Raw genomic sequence first — 20,645 nt, 5'->3', positions numbered from 1 at the left:
ATTGCGCGCCTCTTGAGAATCGACGGCGAGGGTGGGATGGTAAAGCCTTTGCCGCCAACCCCGGAGCCGCCATGTACATTGTCAGCCTGACCTACCATCGCCCGATCGCCGACGTCGACAGCCACCTTGACGGGCACATCGCCTGGCTTAAGAAATATTTTCAGGACGGCACCTTCATCGCCTCCGGCCGCAAGAATCCCCGCACAGGCGGCGTGATCCTGGCCAAGGGCATTGAGCGTGCGCGGCTGGACGCCATCCTGGCCGAAGATCCGTTTAACGCCGTGGCCCACTACGAGATCACTGACTTTAGCGCCACCACCACCGCCGCCGGTTTCGAGGCGCTGGCCGGCCTATAAAACGCTGAAAATTCCGCGCGCCAAGCGCGGAATAAGGTTTAAGCGTCATTTTTAAAACTTTATTTCATTTTTCGCCCTATTTCCGTCCTCTGGTTTGCCGTAGCCGCGCCGGCGGCGCATACTTATCAGGCTAACTTTCACGTTTTGCCCCTCATCTTTTTGCCGCCGGCAAAACGCGTCACCTTTCGGCAATGGACATTTATGGCTTCGGCAGCAGAACCCGTTAACTGGAAACGCAACCTTTTCGTCGCCTGGGTAGGGTGCTTTCTCACCGGCGCCGCCTTCAGCCTGGTGATGCCGTTTCTGCCGCTGTACGTCGAGACCCTGGGCGTAACCGGCCATCAGGCGCTCAACATGTGGTCCGGTCTGCTGTTCAGCATTACCTTCCTGTTTTCCGCTATCGCCGCGCCTTTCTGGGGCGCCCTGGCCGACCGACGCGGCCGTAAACTGATGTTGCTGCGCTCGGCGTTGGGCATGGCGATCGTCATGGTGCTGATGGGCATGGCGCAAACAGTCTGGCAGTTTCTCGCGCTGCGGGCGGTGCTGGGGTTGCTTGGCGGGTTCATACCCAACGCCAACGCGCTGATCGCCACCCAGGTGCCGCGCAACCGCAGCGGCTGGGCGCTCGGCACCCTGTCTACCGGTGGCGTCGGCGGTGCGCTGGTCGGCCCGCTGATCGGCGGCCTGCTGGCCGATCTGTACGGCCTGCGTCCGGTGTTTTATATCACCGCCGCGGTGCTGTTCGTCTGCTTCGTGCTGACGCTGCTGTATGTTAAAGAGCAATTCACCCCGGTGCAAAAGCGCGACATGTTGCACGCACGGCAGGTGTTCGCCTCGCTGAAGAACCCGAAGCTGGTGCTCAGCCTGTTCGTCACCACCATGATCATCCAGATCGCCACCGGCTCAATTGCCCCGATCCTGACGCTGTATGTGCGCGATCTGGCCGGCGCGACCCATAATCTGGCGTTTATCAGCGGGCTGATCGCCTCGGTGCCCGGCGTCGCGGCATTGATAAGCGCCCCACGGCTGGGCAAGCTGGGCGATCGCATCGGCCCGGAACGCATTCTGGTCTTTATGCTGATCGTCTCGGTGCTGCTGCTGATCCCGATGGCGTTCGTGCAAACGCCGTGGCAGCTCGGCGTACTGCGCTTTCTGCTGGGGGCGGCCGACGGCGCGCTGCTGCCGGCGGTACAGACCCTGTTGATTTATAACTGCACCAATCAGGTCGCCGGCCGAATTTTCAGCTACAACCAGTCGTTCCGCGACGTCGGCAACGTCAGCGGCCCGCTGCTCGGCGCCGCGGTCTCCGCCGGCTACGGTTTTCGCGCGGTCTTCGCCGTCACCGCTTTGGTGGTACTGTTCAACGCCGGTTATTCCTGGTGGTGTCTGCGGCGGCGGCCGGGCTATATGCGGGAAGACACGCTGCAGGAAGAGTAATAGCTGCATTTATCGCCAATTTCCGCGATTGGCCGGATCAACCTCGCGTTTCCCCTACTTTTAATAATGCTTCCTGCGGGCCGGCGAATTTTCGCCCCAATCGGAATATTCTTACTACAACATCTTGTTTATCAACAATTAATTAACCTTCAGCGCATAAAACCCGCTGTCAATCATATTCCTGCCACAACCAACAGAAAAACCAGAAAAGGAGATGCTTGTCGACTTTTCGTCTAAAAAATGGGATACAGGTACTAGACAAAACCAACGACCAGTTATCAAATGGTTAAATAATATCATGCCAGATGTGAACCATCGGCCAAGTGAAGAAAAGGTCAGCACGCTTTCCACGGTTTATCAGCGTTGCAGCCGCGGTTTTGTCGGGTAATCCGCATTGGGCGGATCGCCTTCATTAAATACACATACAACCACAGTACGGGCTGCAGCCATGCAGCGCCTTTTTATTGGGAAATCGTTATGCAATCCTCTGTCAATAAGTCAGAAAGCCGGACCTTCTTCGGCCATCCCTATCCGCTGGGTTCTCTGTTCTTCACCGAAATGTGGGAGCGCTTTTCGTTCTACGGCATCCGTCCGCTGCTGATCCTGTTTATGGCCGCCACCGTATACGACGGCGGTCTGGGTCTGGCGCGCGAGAACGCGTCGGCGATCGTCGGCATCTTCGCCGGCAGCATGTACCTGGCGGCGCTGCCGGGCGGCTGGCTGGCGGACAACTGGCTCGGCCAACGCAAGGCCGTTTGGTACGGTTCGATTCTGATCGCCCTCGGCCACCTGTCGATCGCCCTGTCCGCGGTGATGGGCACCAACCTGTTCTTCATCGGCCTGATGTTCATCGTGCTCGGTTCCGGCCTGTTCAAGACCTGTATCTCGGTGATGGTCGGCACGCTGTACAAGAAAGGCGATGCGCGCCGCGACGGCGGTTTCTCGCTGTTCTACATGGGCATCAACATCGGTTCGTTCATCGCCCCGTTGATCTCCGGCTGGCTGATCAAGTCACACGGCTGGCACTGGGGCTTCGGCATCGGCGGTATCGGGATGCTGGTGGCGCTGGTGATCTTCCGCGTGTTCGCCGTCCCGGCGATGAAACGCTATGACCGCGAAGTGGGCCTGGATTCCACCTGGAACAGCCCGGTGGCGAAGAAAAAAGGCGTCGGCGCCTGGCTGCTGGCATTGGCGGTAGGCCTGGCTGCGGTCATCGTGCTGATCGCTCAGGGCACCATCGTCATCAACCCGGTCGAAGTAGCCAGCGTGCTGGTGTACGTGATCGCCGCGTCGGTCACCCTGTATTTCATCTATCTGTTCGCCTTTGCCGGCCTGAGCCGCAAAGAGCGCGCTCGCCTGCTGGTGTGCTTTATCCTGCTGATCTCCGCCGCGTTCTTCTGGTCGGCGTTTGAACAGAAACCGACCTCGTTCAACCTGTTCGCCAACGATTACACCAATCGCATGGTCGGCGGCTTCGAGATCCCGGCGGTGTGGTTCCAGTCGATCAACGCCCTGTTCATCATCCTGCTGGCGCCGGTGTTCAGCTGGGCCTGGCCTGCACTGGCGCGCAATAACGTGCGCCCGAGCAGCATTACCAAGTTCGTGATCGGTATCCTGTGCGCCGCCGGCGGTTTCGGCCTGATGATGCTGGCCGCGCAGAATGTGCTGAGCAACGGCGGCGCCGGCGTATCGCCGATGTGGCTGGTGGGCAGTATCCTGATGCTGACGCTGGGTGAGCTGTGCCTGAGCCCGATCGGCCTGGCCACCATGACGCTGCTGGCGCCGGAGAGAATGCGCGGGCAAATGATGGGGCTGTGGTTCTGCGCCAGCGCGCTGGGCAACCTGGCGGCCGGTCTGATCGGCGGTCACGTCAAGGCCGACCAACTGGATATGCTGCCGGATCTGTTCGCTCGCTGCTCAGTCGCGCTGCTGATCTGCGCCGCCGTGCTTATCGTGCTGATCGTGCCGATTCGCCGCATGCTGGAAAATACCCAGACCAAGAGCGCGCAGAAACCGGCGACCAGCGCCTGACGGATACCCCTTTTTTATCTCGCAAACCGGCGCTCAAGGCGCCGGTTTTTTTTATCCTTGCCAGGCCTGATGTTGCAGGACCACCCGGTAGCCGTCAGGATCTTCAAAGGTTTGCCCCGCCCTATCCCAATAGGGGTTATAGGCGGTGACCGCCAGGAATCCTGCCGCCCGCATCCGCTCGCACGCGGCTCGCCATGCGTTCTCATCAGGCAGATAAAACACCAGCAGATGATCCTGCGTCGGCGCCTGCCCGACCCGCACCCCGCGATGCTGCGTGAACTCCAGATGATAGGCATGCTGCGGATGGCCGATCATCATGCCGTCAAAGCCCTGATGATCGACAAACTCGCCCAGCTTTTCGAACCCCAGCCCGCGACAATACAGCGCGGCAATCTCTTGCAACCGATCGGTCGGGCGCGCGATGCGCAACACCGCCTTGGCTATCGACATGTACGCCTCCGCCTCATGATAATCTCATACAGCGCCATGCCCGCCAGCATCGCCAGCAGGAACGGCCATACCCGCTGTATCTCCGCCCCCGCCAACACCCAGGCGGGGCCAGGGCAAATGCCCGCGATGCCCCAACCGACGCCGAACAGCGCGCTGCCCGCCAGCAAACGGCGCTCCACACGCCCGGCGGCCGGGATCTGCAGCGGTTCGCCCAACAGGCTCCGCTCGCGTCGCCGCGCCCACAAGAAGGCCGGCGCCGCCACCGCGATCGCCCCAACCATCACCAGCGCCAGCGAAGGATCCCACTGGCCGGTAACGTCGAGAAACGCCAACACTTTGGCCGGATTGGCCATGCCGGCGACGATCAGCCCCAGACCGAAAATCACGCCGCTCAGCAGCGCCAACAGGGATTTAAACATCTCACCCTCCCAGCAGGTGGCGCATCAGCCACACGGTCGTAAAGCCCAGCAGCATAAACACCGCCGTGGCGGCCAGCGAACGCGGCGCCAGCCGCGCGACGCCGCACACGCCGTGCCCGCTGGTGCAACCGCTGCCCAATCGTGTCCCCACCCCCACCAATAGCCCCGCAACCGCCAGCCCGCCGCTGCCGGCCGCGATCTCAGCAGACGGCAAAGCCGCTGCGGCAGCATACAGCCAGGGGGAAATCAGCAACCCGCCAAGAAATGTGGCGCGCCAGCCCCGCTCGCGGCCACCCGCGCTCAATAAACCGCCGGTAATGCCGCTGATGCCGGCGATCCGGCCGTTGAACAGCAGCAGCAGCGCCACCGCTGCGCCGATAATGGCTCCGCCCGCCAGCGCGGAATACGGCGTGAAGTGTTGCCAGTCAATGGTCATCGCGGTTCTCCGGCTGTGGGCAATAGAGTTGATACAGGGTATGGAGCAGCGCCAGCGCTTTGGCGTCGGCCACCGCATAGTAAATCTGCTTACCGGCGCGTCGGGTGGAGACCAATCCCTCCTCGCGCAGCACGCCAAGCTGCTGGGACAGCGTCGGCTGGCGGATATCCAGCGCCTGCGCCAGCTCGCTCACCGCCATCTCGCCCTGGCTGAGCCGGCACAGCAGCAGCAGCCGATCTTCGTTGCCCAAGGTGCGCAGCATCGCGCCAGCCTGCGCCGCCGCCTTGCGCATCGCGTCAATATCCATTGCTCCTCCATCAATTTATAAAATTATATAATATTATTTTATAAACCATTTCGCCGTACCGCGCCACAGACTGGTGTGAAACAGCGCCGCATGGCATGCTGTCTTCCCCCTTTTGCCGCGCGGAGCCTGCTTACCATGCTGTTGTTTCACGACGTTCTGCCGCCCGACCAGCCTGTCCGGCCGTTGGCCAAGGATTATCGCCACGGCGACAGCGAGCCGGATCACTACCATCACTGCGCGCAACTGATTCACAGCCTGAGCGGCGTGGTGCAGGTCACGACCCGGCTCGGCAGTTGGGTGGTGCCGCCCGGCCGCGGCGTCTGGGTGCCGGCTAAGGTGGTGCATAGTCTGCGCATTACCGGCCAGGTGGCGGCCAGGACGCTGTTCGTCGATCCGCTGGCGCGCGCCGATCTGCCGGCCCAATGCCAGGTGGTGCAGGTTTCTCCGCTGCTGCGCGAGTTGATTATCTGTGCGATGGAGATTGCGCCCGATTACCCGAGCGGCGGACGCGATGAGCGCGTCATGGAACTGATTCTGGATGAGTTGCGGATGCTGCCGATCCTGCCGCTGCACCTGCCTGAACCGCGTGAGGCATCGCTGCTCGCCCTGTGCCGCCATATCCAGGCTACGCTGGCGCAGCCCTGGACGCTGGAACAGGCGGCCGCTCATCTCAGCGTCAGCGGACGCACCCTGTCGCGGCGCTTCCAGCGCGAAACCGGGCTGCATTTTAGCGATTGGGTGCGACGCGCCCGTTTGCTGGCGGCGCTGAACGCGCTGGCGACCGGCCGCTCGGTGTTGGAAGTGGCGCTGGATCTCGGCTATGACAGCCCCAGCGCGTTCAGCGCCATGTTTCGCCGGGTGCTGGGGGTCGCGCCCAGCGACTATTTCAGCCCGGCCGCGCCGACGTTGACGCCAGATAGCGCCCGGCGACGTTGAGCAGCGCCTGCAGCGAGGCGCTGGCGGAGTCGACGTCGATGCCAACGCCGTAGGTCGCCTCACCCTGCGGCAACGAGCAGCGAATATAGGCCACCGCCCGGCTGTCGCTCTGGTGCCCCAGCGTATGCTCGTGGTAATCCTCGATCGCCAGCGGCAAGCCGAAGCGCTGGCGCAGCGCATCCACCGCGCTGGAAAGCAGGCCATTGCCGGCGCCCTGCAGCCGCAGCGGCTCTCCCTCACAGGCAACCCGCGCATTGAAGCTGTAGGCCTCTACGCCGTGGCTTTCCGTCTGGTAGCTCAGCAGCTGCAAGCGCGGTTGCTCCACCAGCCCATAGGTGTCGCGGAATAAGCGCCACAGCTGCGCGCCGCTCATTTCCTTGCCGCTGCCGTCGGTCGCGCGCTGCACCACCTGGCTGAAATCAATCTGCAAACCGCGCGGCAACGCCAGCCCGTGATTTTGTTCCAACAGCCAGGCGGCCCCGCTTTTGCCGGACTGGCTGTTGACCCGGATCACCGCCTCATAGCTGCAGCCGACATCGGCGGGATCGAGCGGCAGGTAAGGCACCTGCCACCAGCCATCCTGGCGCTGGCGCTGGGCGGCGAAGCCTTTTTTAATCGCATCCTGATGCGAACCGGAGAAGGCGGTAAACACCAACTCGCCGGCATAAGGATGGCGAGGGTGCACCGGCAGCTGATTGCACAGCTCCACCACCTCCACCACCTGCTTCAGGCGGCTGAAGTCCAGGCCCGGCGCCACGCCCTGGGTATAGAGATTCAACGCCAGCGTAACCAGATCGACATTGCCGGTGCGCTCTCCGTTGCCGAACAGGCAGCCTTCGACCCGATCGGCGCCGGCCAACAGCGCCAGCTCCGCGCAGGCCACGCCGGTGCCGCGATCGTTATGCGGATGCACGCTGATCGTTACATCGGCGCGGCGGCTGAAGTGGCGACAGAACCATTCAATCTGATCGGCATACACGTTGGGCGTGCTCACTTCCACCGTCGCCGGCAGATTGATGATCATCGGCCGCTGCGGCCCCGGTTGCCACACCGCCGCCACCGCTTCGCAGATCTCCAGCGCGAACGCCAATTCAGTAAAACAGAAGGTTTCCGGCGAATACTCGAAGCACCAGGCGGTATCGGGCTGTGCCTCGCACTGCCGGCGAATGCGCCGCGCGCCGTTCACCGCCAGCGCCACGGTGGCGGCCTTATCCTGGCGGAACACGATGTCGCGAAACATCGGTGCCGTGGCGTTGTACAGATGCACGATAGCCCGTGGCGCCCCCTGCAGCGCCTCGAAGGTGCGGTCGATCAGATCGTCGCGCGACTGCGTCAGCACCTGAATCGTGACGTCGTCCGGGATCAGCTGCTCGTCAATCAGCGTGCGCACAAAATCGAAATCCGTTTGCGACGCCGAAGGAAAAGCCACTTCAATTTCTTTAAAACCACACTGCAACAGCAATTGATAGAACTCGCGCTTGCGCGCGTTATCCATCGGTTCCGCCAGCGCCTGGTTGCCGTCGCGCAGATCGCTGGAGCACCAGCGCGGCGCCTGCCGCAGCGTACGCGCAGGCCATTGGCGGTCCGGCAAAGCCACCGGCGGGAACGGTCGATATTTGCTTGAAGGGTCGATTAACATGGGCTTCTCCTGACGCCTGAATGAACGATGACGCCATTATTTCCCGCCCTCGCCGCCTCTTCTCCCGCTTTGCGGACAACCATCGTCGCAATGCGGACAACAAAAAAATTTGCATCCTGCGCCAGTGAGACAACAATTAGGTTTGACGTTTCCCCCACCGCACCGGCAGTGCCGCCGGGCGCTCTACTCTCATTGTCAACGGAGGCGAACATGAGCCTGTATGCAACCCTGGAAGAAGCCATCGAGGCCGCACGCGAAGAGTTTATCGACACCGCCGAAGGCGGCGGCGATGACGAACCGCCGGTGCCGCAGCAGTTCAATCTGCAAAAGTACGTGATGCAGGATGGCGACACGATGTGGCAGGCCGAGTTCTTCGAGGAAGAAGGCGAAGCGGTGGAATGCCTGCCGCTGCGCAGCGGTGCGGCGGCGCAGGCGATCTTCGACGGTGACTACGACGAGGTGGAGATCACCGCCGAGTGGATAGATGAAAACACCCTGTACGAATGGGAAGAAGGCGACTTCCAGCTCGAGCCGCCGCTGGATACCGAAGAAGGCCAGGCCGCGGCCGATGAATGGGATGAACGTTAACCCGCACTACGCACTCATCGCCAAGGAGGCAGCATGAATATTCGCCGGGCTCGCCCCACCGACTACCCCGCCATTTTGCAGCTGCAGGGGGAAAACGTGCCGGAAGCGCTCGACGAGCGCCAAAAACGGCAGGGATTTATCGTATCGCGCATGAATGAGGTGCAGCTGGCGGCGATCAACCGCGGCATCGGCATACTAGTGGCTGAACAGGAAAACCAACTGGCGGGCTTTGTTTGCCTGATGCCCGCCGACGTGCAACCACGCCCGCCGGTGGTGGACGCGATGCTGGCGACGCTCGCCACGCAATCCTTCGCCGGACGCGCGCTGAATGAACTGCGGGTGTTTCTCTACGGCCCGGTCTGCCTCGCCGCCGCCTGGCGCGGCAAAGGCGTGCTGAAGCGCCTTTACGCCGCGGTCAAAGCGCACACCAGCCATGACTACGACGTGGGCGCGCTGTTTATCGACGACGACAATCCGCATTCGTTGGCCGCTCACGTGCAAGGGCTTGGCATGACGGCGCTGGCGCCTTTCCATTGCGGGCAGAAAGGCTATCAGCTGGTGGTGTTCGCCACCCGCTGAGCGGGTTTATTCATAGGGGCCGTGCTGCGCATCGAACGGCAGCATAAAGGTGTCCACCACCATCGACAGCGGCACGTCTATCACCGTGACGTAGCGCCAGGGCGTATCGCGCAGATCCCACTGCACGCCGGGATAGTACTGGTGGCCATGCCCCGCGCCGGGCACGGTGCGGCTGATAATGCTGCCGCAGCCGGTCAGGGCCATCACGCCGGCCGCCACGCAGGCCAGCCGAAGATAGGAAGAGAGATTCACAACATTGACTCTGAGCAAGGGGGTTGTTTCGCGAGTGAACAACGCATCGGCCGCAGTCTACCACAGTTCCCTTTCTCCGCCGGCACCGGCGCACGTAAGCAAAAGGTAAAAAAACGGGGAATGCGCCATGCACATTCCCCGTCTGGGCGTTGCCGTTCAGCGATTAACGCCGGCCCGTTGGGTGCGCCAGCGGGTTGTGCGGCAACTGCTGATAGTGCTCACGCCAGGCGGCGCCTTCCGGCAACAGCCAGACGCGCTGGTGCAAACGAGCCAGCGTGACCGGATCGCTCAGCAGCTCCAGACGTTTGCCCTTCGCCAGCTTCTCCGGCCCCAGCTGCAGCGCTTCGTTCACCCGCTCCTCGCGGTTGCGATCGAGCGTCGCGCGCAGATGGTGACGCGCCGTCGCCAACGCCGTCGCCAGCGCGTTGAAGGACGGGTTGACCACCGCATGCATAAAGCCGTTGGTCAGCGCGCGATTGCGGTTGAGATGCAGGTATTCTTCCGTCGCCAACAGCTCACGCGGCGGGTTGTACTCTTCCGGGATCAGGAACAGCTTGGCGCGTTTGCTCTTCATGCCCAGCGTCGCGCGGCTCGACAGCACCGACACGAACGGCGACAGGATCAGCGAGAACACGATCGGCGCCAACCACCACAGGAAGCGCAGATCCAACCACGCCATGCCGCCGGCCCACACCAGGCCCAGCAACATCTGCGAGCCATGGCGGCGGAAGGCTTCGCCCCACGGCGTATCGTCGTCGTCACGCTGCGGCGAATTCCACACCACTTCCCAACCGAGGAAGGCGCTCACCACGAACACGGTATGGAACAGCATGCGCACCGGTGCCAGCAGCACCGAGAACAGCATTTCCATCAGCATCGAAATGAACAGCCGGAACGCCCCGCCGTACTCTTTCGCGCCCTTGGCCCAGATCAGCACGATGCTGAGCAGCTTCGGCAGGAACAACAGCACCAGCGTGGTGGAGAACAGCGCTATCGCCAGCTCGGGCCGCCACTGCGGCCAGACCGGGAACAGCTGCCGCGGCTGCAGGAAGTATTGCGGTTCCATCAGGGTGTGCACCACCTGCAACGCGGTGGAGAGCGCCAGGAACATGAACCACAGCGGCGCCGACAGGTAGGACATCACGCCGGTGAGGAACACCGCGCGGTGCACCGGGTGCATGCCCTTCACCAGGAACAGGCGGAAGTTCATCAGGTTGCCGTGGCACCAGCGACGGTCGCGTTTCAGCTCGTCCAGCAGGTTTGGCGGCAGCTCTTCGTAACTGCCCGGCAGATCGTAAGCGATCCACACGCCCCAGCCGGCGCGGCGCATCAGTGCCGCTTCAACGAAGTCATGCGACAAGATTGAACCGGCGAAGGAGCCCTCGCCCGGCAGCGGCGCCAGCGCACAGTGCTCGATAAACGGCTTCACGCGGATGATGGCGTTATGGCCCCAGTAGTGCGACTCGCCCAACTGCCAGAAATGCAGGCCGGCGGTAAACAGCGGCCCGTAAACGCGGGTAGCGAACTGCTGCACGCGCGCATACAGGGTATCCATGCCGGACGCCTTCGGCGCGGACTGGATGATGCCGGCGTTCGGGTTGGCTTCCATCAGACGCACCAGCCCGGTGAGGCATTCGCCGCTCATCACGCTGTCGGCATCCAGGATCACCATGTAGCTGTACTCACCGCCCCAACGACGGCAGAAGTCGTCGATGTTGCCGCTCTTGCGTTTGACGCGGCGGCGGCGACGGCGATAGAAGATGCGGCCGTGGCCGTCGACATCGCGGCACAGCTCCATCCACGCCTTTTGCTCCGCCACGCAGATGTCCGGATCGTAGCTGTCGCTCAAGACGTAGATATCGAAGTGTTCCAGCTGACCGGTCGCGGCGACGGACTCATAGGTCGCACGCAGGCCGGCGAAAACGCGTTCGACGTCTTCGTTGCAGATCGGCATGATCAGCGCGGTGCGGTGCGCCGGATTGATCGGCTCATCGCCCTTGATGGTGGAGGAAATGCTGTATTTGTCCTTGCCGATCAGCAGCTGCAGGAAGCCCATCAGCGCGGTCCAGAAACCGGCCGAGACCCAGCAGAACAGTATGGCGAACAGGATCAGAATGCCGGTTTGCAGCACATATGGCAGCAGTTGCAGCACCGACTGCATCAGATCCTGATCCAGCATGGCGATAGGATCGATCAGCGCCCAGCCCTGATAAGGCAAGATGGTTTTCATGTACCAGGTGGCGATGCCGGTTTGCACCAGCATCAGCACCAGCAGCACATAACGGCGCATGGAGCCGACGGTACGCCAGCGGTTCTCGGCCTCGGCCTCCTCTTTGGTGGCGTGCCGGTTGTGCGGCGAACGCCCCAGCAGAGAATCCCAGAAGCGCGCCACCGGGTTGGTGCGCCAGGCTTCCGGGAACATGGTGGTTCGTTTGATCGGCGGCGTCGCCTTCAGAATGGCGCGCCCTTCGGCGTCGGTATCGAAGTCGTCATCGCTGACCGCATCCGGCCAGGCGTTTTCGATACGCGGTTTGACCGAGGCCAGCGCCACGTCATCCGCCGACAGGCTATTGACGTTGGCGTCGGCGGCGCCCATCTGCCGATGGAGCGCCTCCAGTGCCTGAGCGTCATCCGCCGTTTGAGGGTTGAGCGCCTCCGACCGCTCGGCGGTCAGAGGCAGCGCCGCAAGATAATCCTGGGCGGGTTGAGTAGGCTTATTCATTGGCAGGTAGCTGATAGCTCCAGGTTTCCGACAGAGTCTTATCGCCATTGACCAGCGCCGCGCGCATTTCTACCGGCTTCTTGTCGTCTTTCACTTTCAGACGCACCGTCAGGCGCCAGCCTTTGGTCACTGGGTTATAGCGGACGTTGTTTTCCACCATTTCACCGTTGTCGCCGATGCTGATCTGAGAGGCGACCGGGGTATTGGCGTCCAGCCCTTTCAGCACCGGGCCGACGAAGTCGACCAAGAAGGCCACGCTGCCGTCTGGCTCGCGAATCAGGTTGGACTGTTTCACGTCACCGGTCGAACGCATGGTGCGGGCCACATAGGCGATGTCCTGCGAATGCAGTTTGTCTTCATCGCGGGTGAAGTTCAGGCGGTAGCTCAGCGTCAGCGGCTTTTTGGCTTCCGGCAGCGTATCCGGTGTCCAGAACGCGACGATGTTGTCGTTGGTTTCATCCGCCGTCGGGATCTCCACCAGCTCAACCTTGCCTTTGCCCCAGTCGCCCTTCGGTTCAATCCAGGCGCTCGGACGCAGATCGTAACGATCGTCCAGATCTTCATATTCTTTGAAGTTGCGGCCGCGCTGCAGCAGACCGAAGCCTTTCGGATTCTCGACGGTATAGGTGCTGACGGACAGGTGTTTAGGATTGTTCAGCGGGCGCCAGATCCACTCGCCGTTGCCGGCATGGATAGACAGGCCGTTGGAGTCGTGCAACGCCGGACGATAGTTCAACGTCGGCGACGGCTGGTTCGGCCCGAACAGGAACATGCTGGTCAGCGGCGCCAGGCCCAGTTTGCCCACCTTGTCGCGCAGGAACACTTTGGACTCGACGTCCACCGTGGTGTCGCGGCCCGGGATCACCGTGAAACGGTAAGCGCCGGTGGCGCGCGGGGAATCCAGCAGCGCATAGATCACCAGGTGCTTGTCGCCCTGCTTCGGACGCTCAACCCAGAATTCGCGGAAACGCGGGAACTCTTCGCCGGACGGCAAAGCGGTATCGATGGCCAGGCCGCGAGCGGAAAGCCCGTAAACCTGCCCTTTACCCACCACGCGGAAATAGCTCGCGCCAAGCAGGCTCATGATCTCATCGTTTTTGTCGGCGCTGTTGACCGGGTAGAGCACCTTAAAGCCGGCAAAACCGAGATTTTTCACCGATTCAGGATCGTGTTTGACCGAACCGAAGTTGAAGTAATCCGGGCTGTACTTGATCTGTTTTACGCTGGTGGAGGTGACTTCATTGATTTTCACCGGCGTGTCGAAATACATCCCCTGATGATAAAACTCAAGCTTGAAAGGGGTTTTCAGCTTGCTCCAATAGGCTTTATCGTGATTGAACTGAATCTGCTGATAGTCTGCGAACTTCATCTCGCGGAACTGAGAAGGAAGGTTGCTCTTCGGGGCTTCGAAACCTTTCGCCGCCAGATCCTGCGCCTGCTTGGCCACATCATCAATAGAAAAGGCCCATGCCGGCGAACTGAACAGCGTGAACAATACGGTAGCACCTAACCAACGAACGCTCGCGGCGCGTGGTTGTCCGGATAATATATTAACTAGCACATCCCCCCCTATTCGTGTGCTCAAATCATTTAAATCCATATTAATGGATTACTCAGCTTTCCGACAACATGATAAATGGATGGTTCATGTTTACGGCTCATTGTTTAAGCAGCTGATGGAACACCAGCGTAGCAAGCCGCGCAACAAGACGCTATGGAAAAATGCGGGGGGCTATAGTAGGGTTCCGGATAACAATTTAACGTTTGACGACTTATTAAGCGTGTTAATGAACACTCGATTAAATCACCAGCGGTAATCTATGACTAAAGGCAGCAAACAGCGCGAGTTTTTTCTCGACTCCATCAGAGCCTATTTGATGTTGCTCGGCATCCCGTTTCACCTCTCCCTGATCTATTCCAGCCACGCCTGGGCGGTGAACAGCCCGTCGCCCTCTTTCTCGCTCACGGTGCTGAACGACTTCATCCACGCCTTCCGCATGCAGGTGTTCTTCGTGATCTCCGGCTACTTCTCCTACATGCTTTACGAGCGCTACGAGCGCCACCAGTGGCTGAAGGTCAGGCTGGAGCGGGTGGCGATCCCGCTGTTGAGTTCCATCCCGCTAATCACGGTGCCGCAGTTTTTCATGCTGAAATATTTCACCGATAAATTAAACGGCTGGGATGAGTTTTCTCTCTATCAGAAAATAAATGTAACAGTTTGGGAATTGGTGTCTCATCTTTGGTTCTTATTGACCCTGTCATTGTTAACCTGCGCCTGCTTTTATGTGTTCCGCAACATCAAGCGTCAACCCCGTGAACATATTCCTGCATTAATAAACAGAATGCGTGGATTAGGAAACATCTCACTGTATTTCTTTATTTATGCGATATGCTATTCGGCCGCGCACCGCATTATTTTAATTTTTGCACCGCAGCTATTATCCAACGGCCTGTTCAATTTCGTGGTGATGGAGACGATGTTCTACCTGCCGTTCTTCATCCTCGGCGCTTATGCGTTTAAGTATGTGTGGCTTAAGGAGATTTTTCTGCGCCGCTCACCGCTGGCGCTGCTCGGTTCGCTGCTGCTGTTTATCGCATATATGCTGAACCAAAAGCTGCTGGCGCACAGCAGCTATATGTTCGAGCTGGAAGTGGTGATCAAAACCCTAATGGGGATCCTGATGACCAACGTGGCGTTCTCTTTCGGGCATAACCTGCTGAATTATCACTCGCCGCGCATCACCTATCTGGTCAACGCCTCGCTGTTTATATATCTGGTGCACCATCCGTTGACCCTGATATATGGCGCTTTCGTGACGCCTTATATCGGCAACAACCTGTTGGGATTCTTGCTGGGCCTGCTGTTTGTGTTCTCGCTGGCCTTCGCGTTATATGAACTGCACAAACGCGTTCCGCTGCTGCGCTTCCTGTTCTCCGGCAAGCCGCAATAACCTTGGCCCCTGTAACCCAGAACATTTGCAGGGGCTTTCTGTCATATTACCGCCGCGCAAAAAGCCTATACTGGTCGTTTGCATGCAGAGCACACATTGCTCAGCCTGACGTCGCCCGTTAGGGCAAAGTGATACGGCTGCATAGATAACCTAGCCGTTATAACTGCAATGCATAAGTAGAAATCCGGATCCCTGCCTTACGGTAGTGATTGGGCTCAACACCCCCGAAGGGCTGCGCGATCGTTTAATTCATTCGATGGCGTTAGCTGCATCTCCCTTCCGTCACGACAGAGAGGATTTTGAATGACCGACAAGAACACCCCGGCTCAGGAAGCCATAGCGGAAAACGCCACCCTGCTGAAGATCCTCGGCAGGTTGCTGTCCGCGCTGGACGCTTCGATCAGCGGCAAAGAACGCAGCATTCTGGTCGCTGAGCTCTCCAACTTCAATCTCGACGGCATTTCCGAAGCGGAAAGCAAGCTGGCCTCCGAGCTGATCAAACGGGCGCTGGAATCGCTCGATCATTAATCCTACCGCGCCTGCAAACCATTAAGCCTGCCTGCGCGGGCTTAATGGTTTTTCCCTCAGCCACGATCGAACATTGTTGCCGAAGCAGAAATACAGCAGCCTGATAATGTTGGATAAAAGGCAGGAATCTCCCTCTTCTCCTCACTTTCTTCGTTTAATCACACCAAAGGGCAATAATTGATCGGTTGTTTTCGCAATCAGCCTTGGCGTTTTACCCACTAAACACGTTATCATCGACACACTCGCAGTGCCCCCTATCCCCCAGCCTCAGGAGAGCGATATTTTGGATGCCAGCACCATTAACAGTTTGTTCGTCATCGGTGCCGTGCTGGTGGGGGCAAGCATTCTGCTCAGCTCATTTTCTTCCCGGCTCGGCATTCCGATCCTGGTGATCTTCCTGGCGATCGGCATGTTGGCCGGCGTCGATGGCCCCGGCGGCATCGTCTTCAGCAATTACCCCGTCGCTTATCTGGTCAGCAACCTCGCGTTGGCGGTGATCCTGCTCGACGGTGGCATGCGTACCCGGGTCAGCTCTTTCCGCGTCGCCCTATGGCCGGCGCTGTCTCTCGCCACCATCGGCGTGGTGATCACCGCCGGTCTGACCGGCATGGCCGCCGCCTGGCTGTTCAATCTCGATCTGCTGCAGGGGCTGCTGATCGGCGCCATTATCGGTTCCACCGACGCCGCCGCGGTATTCTCCCTCTTGGGGGGCAAAGGTTTGAACGAACGCGTCAGCGCAACGCTGGAGATCGAATCCGGCAGCAACGATCCGATGGCGGTGTTTCTCACCATCACGCTGATTGCGATGATCGCCGCCGGGGAAACCGCGCTGAGCTGGGCCTTCCCGCTGCATCTGATGCAGCAGTTCGGTATGGGCATCGTCTTCGGTCTGGGCGGCGGCTGGCTGCTGCTGACGCTGATCAACCACATCAAACTGGCGGACGGCCTCTATCCGCTGCTGGCGGTGAGCGGCGGCATTCTTATTTTTGCGCTGACCACCGCGCTGGACGGCAGCGGCATTCTGGCGGTGTATCTGTGCGGCCTGCTGCTGGGCAACCGGCCGATCCGCAACCGGCACGGCATCGTACAAACCTTCGACGGCCTGGCATGGCTCAGCCAGATCGGCATGTTCCTGGTGCTTGGCCTGCTGCTCAACCCGCACGAGCTGCTGCCGATCGCCATCCCTGCCCTGCTGCTGTCGCTGTGGATGATCCTGTTCGCCCGTCCGCTGTCGGTGTTTATCGGCCTGCTGCCGTTCCGCAGCTTTACCCTGCGCGAGCGCGGCTTTATTTCCTGGGTCGGCCTGCGCGGCGCGGTGCCGGTGATCCTGGCGGTGTTCCCGATGATGGCCGGGCTGCCCAACGCCCAGCTGTTTTTCAACGTGGCGTTCTTCGTGGTGCTGGTCTCCCTGCTGCTGCAAGGCACCACGCTGTCGTTTGCCGCCAAAAAAGCCAAGGTGATCGTGCCGCCGGCGCTGACGCCGATCTCCCGCGTTGGGCTGGACGTGCACCCGGAGAACCAGTGGGAACAGTTCGTGTATCAGCTTTCGGCGGAAAACTGGTGCGTCGGCGCGGCGTTGCGGGAGCTGAAGATGCCACCCAATACCCGCATCGCCGCCCTGTTCCGCGGCAAAGAACTGCTGCATCCAAGCGGCAGTACCCGCCTGCGGGAGAACGATATTCTGTGCGTTATCGGCCATGAGCACGACCTGCCCATCCTCGGCAAACTGTTCAGCCAGGCGCCGGCCGTGACGCTCGACGAGCGCTTCTTCGGCGACTTTATCCTGCAGTCCGATGCCCGTTTAAGCGACATCTCGCAGCTTTATGGCCTCAATCTGCAAGACGACGTGGACGAGCAGCAGACGCTGGGCCAGTTCGTCATTCAGCTGATCGGCGGCGAACCGGTGATCGGCGACCAGGTGGAATGGGACGGCCTGACCTGGACCATCGCCGAAATGGACGGCAATCAAGTCAGTAAGATAGGCGTGCGGATCGTAACCGACTGACGCTGCCGCACCGGCTGCGCTATCAGACGAGGGAACTTCTGGCCTTAAGAACGTTCTTAATCACTATCATGATGCATGAAATAGGGCGTCGCTGAATTATATCCCTTTGATATAAAAACTTAACAGCGGCGTCCACAGGGATTAAGGACGTGAACGGCAAGACTCGATTTCTTTCGGTAATGATGCTTATGGCGCTGGGCGTAGCGGCGCTCGATCTCAGCATCGCCGGTTTAGTCCATAGACTTTTAATTGGATAATTTCAACGTGACGCAGCAGGAACAAGAAAAAGACATTCTGGGGAAAATACTGGTGACGGTGTCCGCGCTTTGCCTGATTCTGGTGGCGACGTTGCTGATCTGGGGATTCGTGCTGGATTGACACCCCACGACGCTCAGACATAAAAAAAACCGCCGCGGCGGTTTTTTTTATGGGGCAGGCGATCAGATCTTGCAACCTTCGCAGTCCGCTTCGTCTTCGAGGAACTCAGGGACCTCTTTTACCTTCTGCGCCGCTTTTTCTTCGGCTTTCGCCAGTTCGGCATCGATATCAAAATCGAAAATATCATCACTCATCGCTTGATCCTCATTCTGCTTCGCGTTCAAACGCTGAGTATAATCGACAAGCCGCCGGCCGGAAACCTTTCAGTTTGCCGCCGCCAGCTGCGGCTGCTCATCCTGCGGCTTTTTTCCGTACGCCATGTCGTACACGTCGTAGAAGTCGATTTCGCCCTTGTTGCCGATGATCACGCGCATCTTCTGTTTCAGCGCGGCGCCGATGGACGGCTCCTCCAGCAGTTGCTGCACCGCATAGGGCGACAGCGCGCGGGTAAAGTACCACTCGCCGTTGTAGCAAACCCGCAGATCGAGCACCCCGATGTCCTCGAAGCGGTATACCGGCCGGATCTCGATCAGCAGCATGGCGAACATGAACAGCACAAAAGCGGTGAAGCCCAGGAAAGCATATATCCCCATGTACGGCACCTGGTACATCACGGCGATCACCGCGAAATAACCGGCGAACATGGCAAGGCACAGATAGCGGTGAGTGCGAGCGAATTCGCTGTTGAAGCGCGGCTTGCCGTCACGCCCTTCGCGCCGATTGATCTGTTCAATCTCTTTAACCAAGATGCTTTTAATCGCGTCCATCGTTACAACCTTATGCTGGAAACAGCATTGCCATCAAATCTCACCGCTAAAAGTACCACAAGTACAGTTTCGCCAGGTAGATCAGTTAGCCAACTTAATGGCTGCAACTGTTATAGTTCGGCTTCAGCGCGGTTGGGCGGCCTTGCCTTGCGCAAACATGAACATGCGCTGGGCCACATCGTCGGCCTGTTTGATTTTCTGCTTTTGCGGTTCGTTGCTGCGTTGAATGGCGCGGGCGTAGGCGATTTCATGGGCCTGATCGATCATCGCGATGATCCGATCGCGTTCGGTCTTTTCCATATTGCCCAACATGGTGGTGATAATCGCCTGATAAGCGTTGGACGCGGCGCTCAGCGCTTTCTCTCTCGCCTCGAGGGCGGCGACGCGTTGCAAGAGTTCCTGCAGTTGCTCGGAGTGAGACATATCGACCTCCTGTTGCCGGGCAGCAAGCCTGCCTGATTACAGTTTAGCAAAGGATCGAAAGAGAAAGAGGAAGGAAAGCCAGCGGTTACGGTAAAGCACACCCGAAAATCCCAACGAGGAGCCGATAGTGCAAATCAACCCGGGTGCGCTTTACGGTAAGCGCGGTGAGATGAAGGGAAGAAAGCTGGCGCGCTATGCAGGACTCGAACCCGCGTCTATCAATTTTCAAGCCAAAACAAGCCATTATAAAACCAATCACTCTGCCAACTGAGTTAATAGCGCGTTCCTTCGCTTCGGGGCGTCATTATCCATAACAACATTATGGACTCAAGCTATTTTAGCATAATGCGCTGAATTTACAGATAAGTCTTAGACTATCGACAGCGTTATGGCATTACGGCAGCTCAATAATCCGATAATTGCCGGCCATGAGCGGCTTGCACAAAATCTTGTAGCCATCGCTGTCAAAATGGCTGGCCGCACTCTGTAGCCGCTGCGCCTGCGCCAGGCTGCTGACCGAGCCCAGATAAAACCAATTGTGAATCACATGGTACTGACGCAGCGTCTCGCCCTGTTCTTCCAACGCCACGCGCCCGGCGAATGGCCAACAGGCGATGCGCAGCTGTTCAAGCACCGCGCTGAGCCGCCGCGCATGTTCCTGCGCCGACTCCACGCCGCAGCAGGCGCCGGCGCACTTGCGCAGGCTGTAGCGGAAGCAGGCTCGCCCCGCGGGCAGCTTGTCGATCCCCAGCTTGCCATAACATAAACGATGCTCGTCGGCGATGGCGCGCAGTTTTTCCAGCGCGGCATGGCGATTGGCAAACAGCCCGTAGAGGTGGGGCGTGACGGCGAAATCGATCTCTTTGGCGTGGGCAATCGTCACCGTGTCCGCCTGCAGACGCAGCGCACACAGCTGTTTCGAGCGCCGCAGGCGTTTGTTGAACAACGGTTGTTGCTGCTTGATCAACTGCGCCTCCAGCAGCAATGCGCCCAACTCGCCGGCGGTCTCGATAAAGCTGATGCGCCGGGTTTGGCGCAGCATTTTCGCCTCGTCCTGCGCGCGAAAATGCGCCATCACCCGGCTGCGTACGTTGACGCTTTTACCGATGTAAAGCGGCAGGCTTTCGCTCTCGCCGTGGAACAGATAGACGCCCGGCCCCTTGGGCAACGGCGCCAGACAGGCGCGCAGGTGCTCCGGGTATTGGTAAATGTCGAGTTCCGGCTCGAGGCGGTTTGGCATCATGGCGGCGGCGTTATCCTGCTGATGAATGAATACTGGTTTTTTACCCAGTATAACGCGCCACACAGCCGGTTGCACCCCGAAGGATAATAACTCGCCGTGATCTTTAGCGGGAAAGCCTTTACTATCTCCTTTCCAGCGGGAAAGCGCCTCACGTTTAGCGCCAGTTCAAGCTGGCGCTGCCATGATGGCAGACTGGAA

At 59.6% G+C, this 20,645-nt stretch carries 22 protein-coding genes and 1 tRNA gene; 10 read left to right on the top strand and 13 right to left on the bottom strand.

Features of this window, described 5'->3' with window-relative positions; genetic code table 11:
* Positions 1–71 precede the first annotated feature (71 nt).
* From ABTW55_RS21090 to ABTW55_RS21080, 3 genes are all read left to right on the top strand, one after another.
* Positions 72–356 carry a YciI family protein gene (locus ABTW55_RS21090; protein WP_060420566.1) on the top strand — a complete coding sequence of 95 codons (285 nt, stop codon included), beginning with the start codon at positions 72–74 and terminating at the stop codon, positions 354–356.
* Positions 357–557: 201 nt separating this feature from the next.
* On the top strand, positions 558–1,793 hold the full coding sequence (gene mdtG / locus ABTW55_RS21085) for a multidrug efflux MFS transporter MdtG (RefSeq protein WP_060420561.1): 1,236 nt from the start codon (positions 558–560) through the stop codon (positions 1,791–1,793).
* A gap of 477 nt (positions 1,794–2,270) precedes the next feature.
* Complete coding sequence (locus ABTW55_RS21080) at positions 2,271–3,824, top strand: peptide MFS transporter (protein ID WP_033638027.1); 1,554 nt, start codon at positions 2,271–2,273, stop codon at positions 3,822–3,824.
* Positions 3,825–3,875: 51 nt separating this feature from the next.
* Here ABTW55_RS21080 and ABTW55_RS21075 read toward each other — a convergent pair whose 3' ends face one another.
* From ABTW55_RS21075 to ABTW55_RS21060, 4 genes are read right to left on the bottom strand one after another with little or no spacing between them, the layout of a single operon-like run.
* The gene (locus tag ABTW55_RS21075; protein ID WP_060420558.1) at positions 3,876–4,274 is read right to left on the bottom strand and encodes a VOC family protein; all 399 of its coding nucleotides are present in this window, start codon (positions 4,272–4,274) and stop codon (positions 3,876–3,878) included.
* Positions 4,265–4,693, bottom strand: coding sequence for a YeeE/YedE family protein (locus tag ABTW55_RS21070; RefSeq protein WP_033655073.1), 429 nt, complete (start codon positions 4,691–4,693; stop codon positions 4,265–4,267). The genes ABTW55_RS21075 and ABTW55_RS21070 overlap by 10 nt, the downstream gene beginning before the upstream one ends.
* A 1-nt stretch (position 4,694) precedes the next feature.
* The gene (locus tag ABTW55_RS21065) at positions 4,695–5,129 is read right to left on the bottom strand and encodes a YeeE/YedE family protein (protein WP_060420556.1); all 435 of its coding nucleotides are present in this window, start codon (positions 5,127–5,129) and stop codon (positions 4,695–4,697) included.
* Positions 5,119–5,436: a helix-turn-helix transcriptional regulator gene (locus ABTW55_RS21060; protein ID WP_033638023.1), complete on the bottom strand. Its 318-nt coding sequence runs from the start codon at positions 5,434–5,436 to the stop codon at positions 5,119–5,121. The genes ABTW55_RS21065 and ABTW55_RS21060 overlap by 11 nt, the downstream gene beginning before the upstream one ends.
* A 135-nt stretch (positions 5,437–5,571) precedes the next feature.
* On the opposite strand from ABTW55_RS21060, the gene ABTW55_RS21055 reads away from it, so the two are divergent.
* On the top strand, positions 5,572–6,372 hold the full coding sequence (locus ABTW55_RS21055; RefSeq protein WP_033654140.1) for a helix-turn-helix transcriptional regulator: 801 nt from the start codon (positions 5,572–5,574) through the stop codon (positions 6,370–6,372).
* Here the strand turns inward: ABTW55_RS21055 and leuA are convergent.
* Positions 6,323–8,011, bottom strand: a complete 1,689-nt coding sequence (gene leuA / locus ABTW55_RS21050) for a 2-isopropylmalate synthase (RefSeq protein WP_041034614.1) — start codon at positions 8,009–8,011, stop codon at positions 6,323–6,325. The two genes, ABTW55_RS21055 and leuA, sit on opposite strands and share 50 nt — an antisense overlap.
* Positions 8,012–8,221: 210 nt before the next feature.
* On the opposite strand from leuA, the gene ABTW55_RS21045 reads away from it, so the two are divergent.
* Together ABTW55_RS21045 and ABTW55_RS21040 are read left to right on the top strand one after the other, a co-directional pair.
* Positions 8,222–8,599 (top strand): MysB family protein, encoded by a 378-nt coding sequence (locus ABTW55_RS21045; RefSeq protein ID WP_033638020.1) that lies wholly within the window; start codon positions 8,222–8,224, stop codon positions 8,597–8,599.
* A 33-nt stretch (positions 8,600–8,632) separates the two neighbouring features.
* Positions 8,633–9,178 carry a GNAT family N-acetyltransferase gene (locus tag ABTW55_RS21040; protein ID WP_060420553.1) on the top strand — a complete coding sequence of 182 codons (546 nt, stop codon included), beginning with the start codon at positions 8,633–8,635 and terminating at the stop codon, positions 9,176–9,178.
* A gap of 6 nt (positions 9,179–9,184) precedes the next feature.
* Here ABTW55_RS21040 and ABTW55_RS21035 read toward each other — a convergent pair whose 3' ends face one another.
* The 3 genes from ABTW55_RS21035 to mdoG form a co-directional block, all read right to left on the bottom strand.
* Positions 9,185–9,430, bottom strand: a complete 246-nt coding sequence (locus ABTW55_RS21035; protein WP_033638018.1) for a YceK/YidQ family lipoprotein — start codon at positions 9,428–9,430, stop codon at positions 9,185–9,187.
* 163 nt (positions 9,431–9,593) lie between these two features.
* Positions 9,594–12,152, bottom strand: a complete 2,559-nt coding sequence (gene mdoH / locus ABTW55_RS21030) for a glucans biosynthesis glucosyltransferase MdoH (RefSeq protein WP_033654143.1) — start codon at positions 12,150–12,152, stop codon at positions 9,594–9,596.
* Positions 12,145–13,713: a glucans biosynthesis protein MdoG gene (gene mdoG, locus ABTW55_RS21025; protein WP_170310366.1), complete on the bottom strand. Its 1,569-nt coding sequence runs from the start codon at positions 13,711–13,713 to the stop codon at positions 12,145–12,147. Before mdoG ends, mdoH begins: the two co-directional genes overlap by 8 nt.
* A 259-nt stretch (positions 13,714–13,972) precedes the next feature.
* On the opposite strand from mdoG, the gene mdoC reads away from it, so the two are divergent.
* The 4 genes from mdoC (at position 13,973) to ABTW55_RS21005 (ending at position 18,014) form a co-directional block, all read left to right on the top strand.
* On the top strand, positions 13,973–15,103 hold the full coding sequence (gene mdoC, locus ABTW55_RS21020; RefSeq protein WP_041034608.1) for a glucans biosynthesis protein MdoC: 1,131 nt from the start codon (positions 13,973–13,975) through the stop codon (positions 15,101–15,103).
* Between the two features lie 303 nt (positions 15,104–15,406).
* Positions 15,407–15,631: a hypothetical protein gene (locus tag ABTW55_RS21015; RefSeq protein ID WP_033638012.1), complete on the top strand. Its 225-nt coding sequence runs from the start codon at positions 15,407–15,409 to the stop codon at positions 15,629–15,631.
* Between the two features lie 283 nt (positions 15,632–15,914).
* Complete coding sequence (locus ABTW55_RS21010) at positions 15,915–17,636, top strand: potassium/proton antiporter (RefSeq protein WP_033638011.1); 1,722 nt, start codon at positions 15,915–15,917, stop codon at positions 17,634–17,636.
* Between the two features lie 249 nt (positions 17,637–17,885).
* Positions 17,886–18,014, top strand: a complete 129-nt coding sequence (locus ABTW55_RS21005) for a hypothetical protein (protein ID WP_033638010.1) — start codon at positions 17,886–17,888, stop codon at positions 18,012–18,014.
* A 62-nt stretch (positions 18,015–18,076) separates the two neighbouring features.
* Here ABTW55_RS21005 and ABTW55_RS21000 read toward each other — a convergent pair whose 3' ends face one another.
* The 5 genes from ABTW55_RS21000 to cho form a co-directional block, all read right to left on the bottom strand.
* Positions 18,077–18,208: a hypothetical protein gene (locus ABTW55_RS21000; protein ID WP_015377413.1), complete on the bottom strand. Its 132-nt coding sequence runs from the start codon at positions 18,206–18,208 to the stop codon at positions 18,077–18,079.
* A 69-nt stretch (positions 18,209–18,277) separates the two neighbouring features.
* Positions 18,278–18,781 (bottom strand): YlaC family protein, encoded by a 504-nt coding sequence (locus ABTW55_RS20995; RefSeq protein WP_033638009.1) that lies wholly within the window; start codon positions 18,779–18,781, stop codon positions 18,278–18,280.
* A gap of 123 nt (positions 18,782–18,904) precedes the next feature.
* Positions 18,905–19,204 carry a sigma-S stabilization anti-adapter protein IraP gene (locus ABTW55_RS20990; protein ID WP_016928230.1) on the bottom strand — a complete coding sequence of 100 codons (300 nt, stop codon included), beginning with the start codon at positions 19,202–19,204 and terminating at the stop codon, positions 18,905–18,907.
* A gap of 185 nt (positions 19,205–19,389) precedes the next feature.
* Positions 19,390–19,486: transfer RNA gene (locus tag ABTW55_RS20985), tRNA-OTHER, on the bottom strand.
* 112 nt (positions 19,487–19,598) lie between these two features.
* On the bottom strand, positions 19,599–20,447 hold the full coding sequence (cho, locus tag ABTW55_RS20980; protein WP_060422282.1) for an excinuclease Cho: 849 nt from the start codon (positions 20,445–20,447) through the stop codon (positions 19,599–19,601).
* Positions 20,448–20,645 lie beyond the last annotated feature (198 nt).

It is taken from the genome of Serratia sp. SM04 (genome assembly GCF_040280225.1).
GTDB classification, from domain to species: domain Bacteria; phylum Pseudomonadota; class Gammaproteobacteria; order Enterobacterales; family Enterobacteriaceae; genus Serratia; species Serratia sarumanii.
Note: the sequence above shows the minus strand (reverse complement) of the source record. Positions and strands in the feature narration are given on the sequence as shown.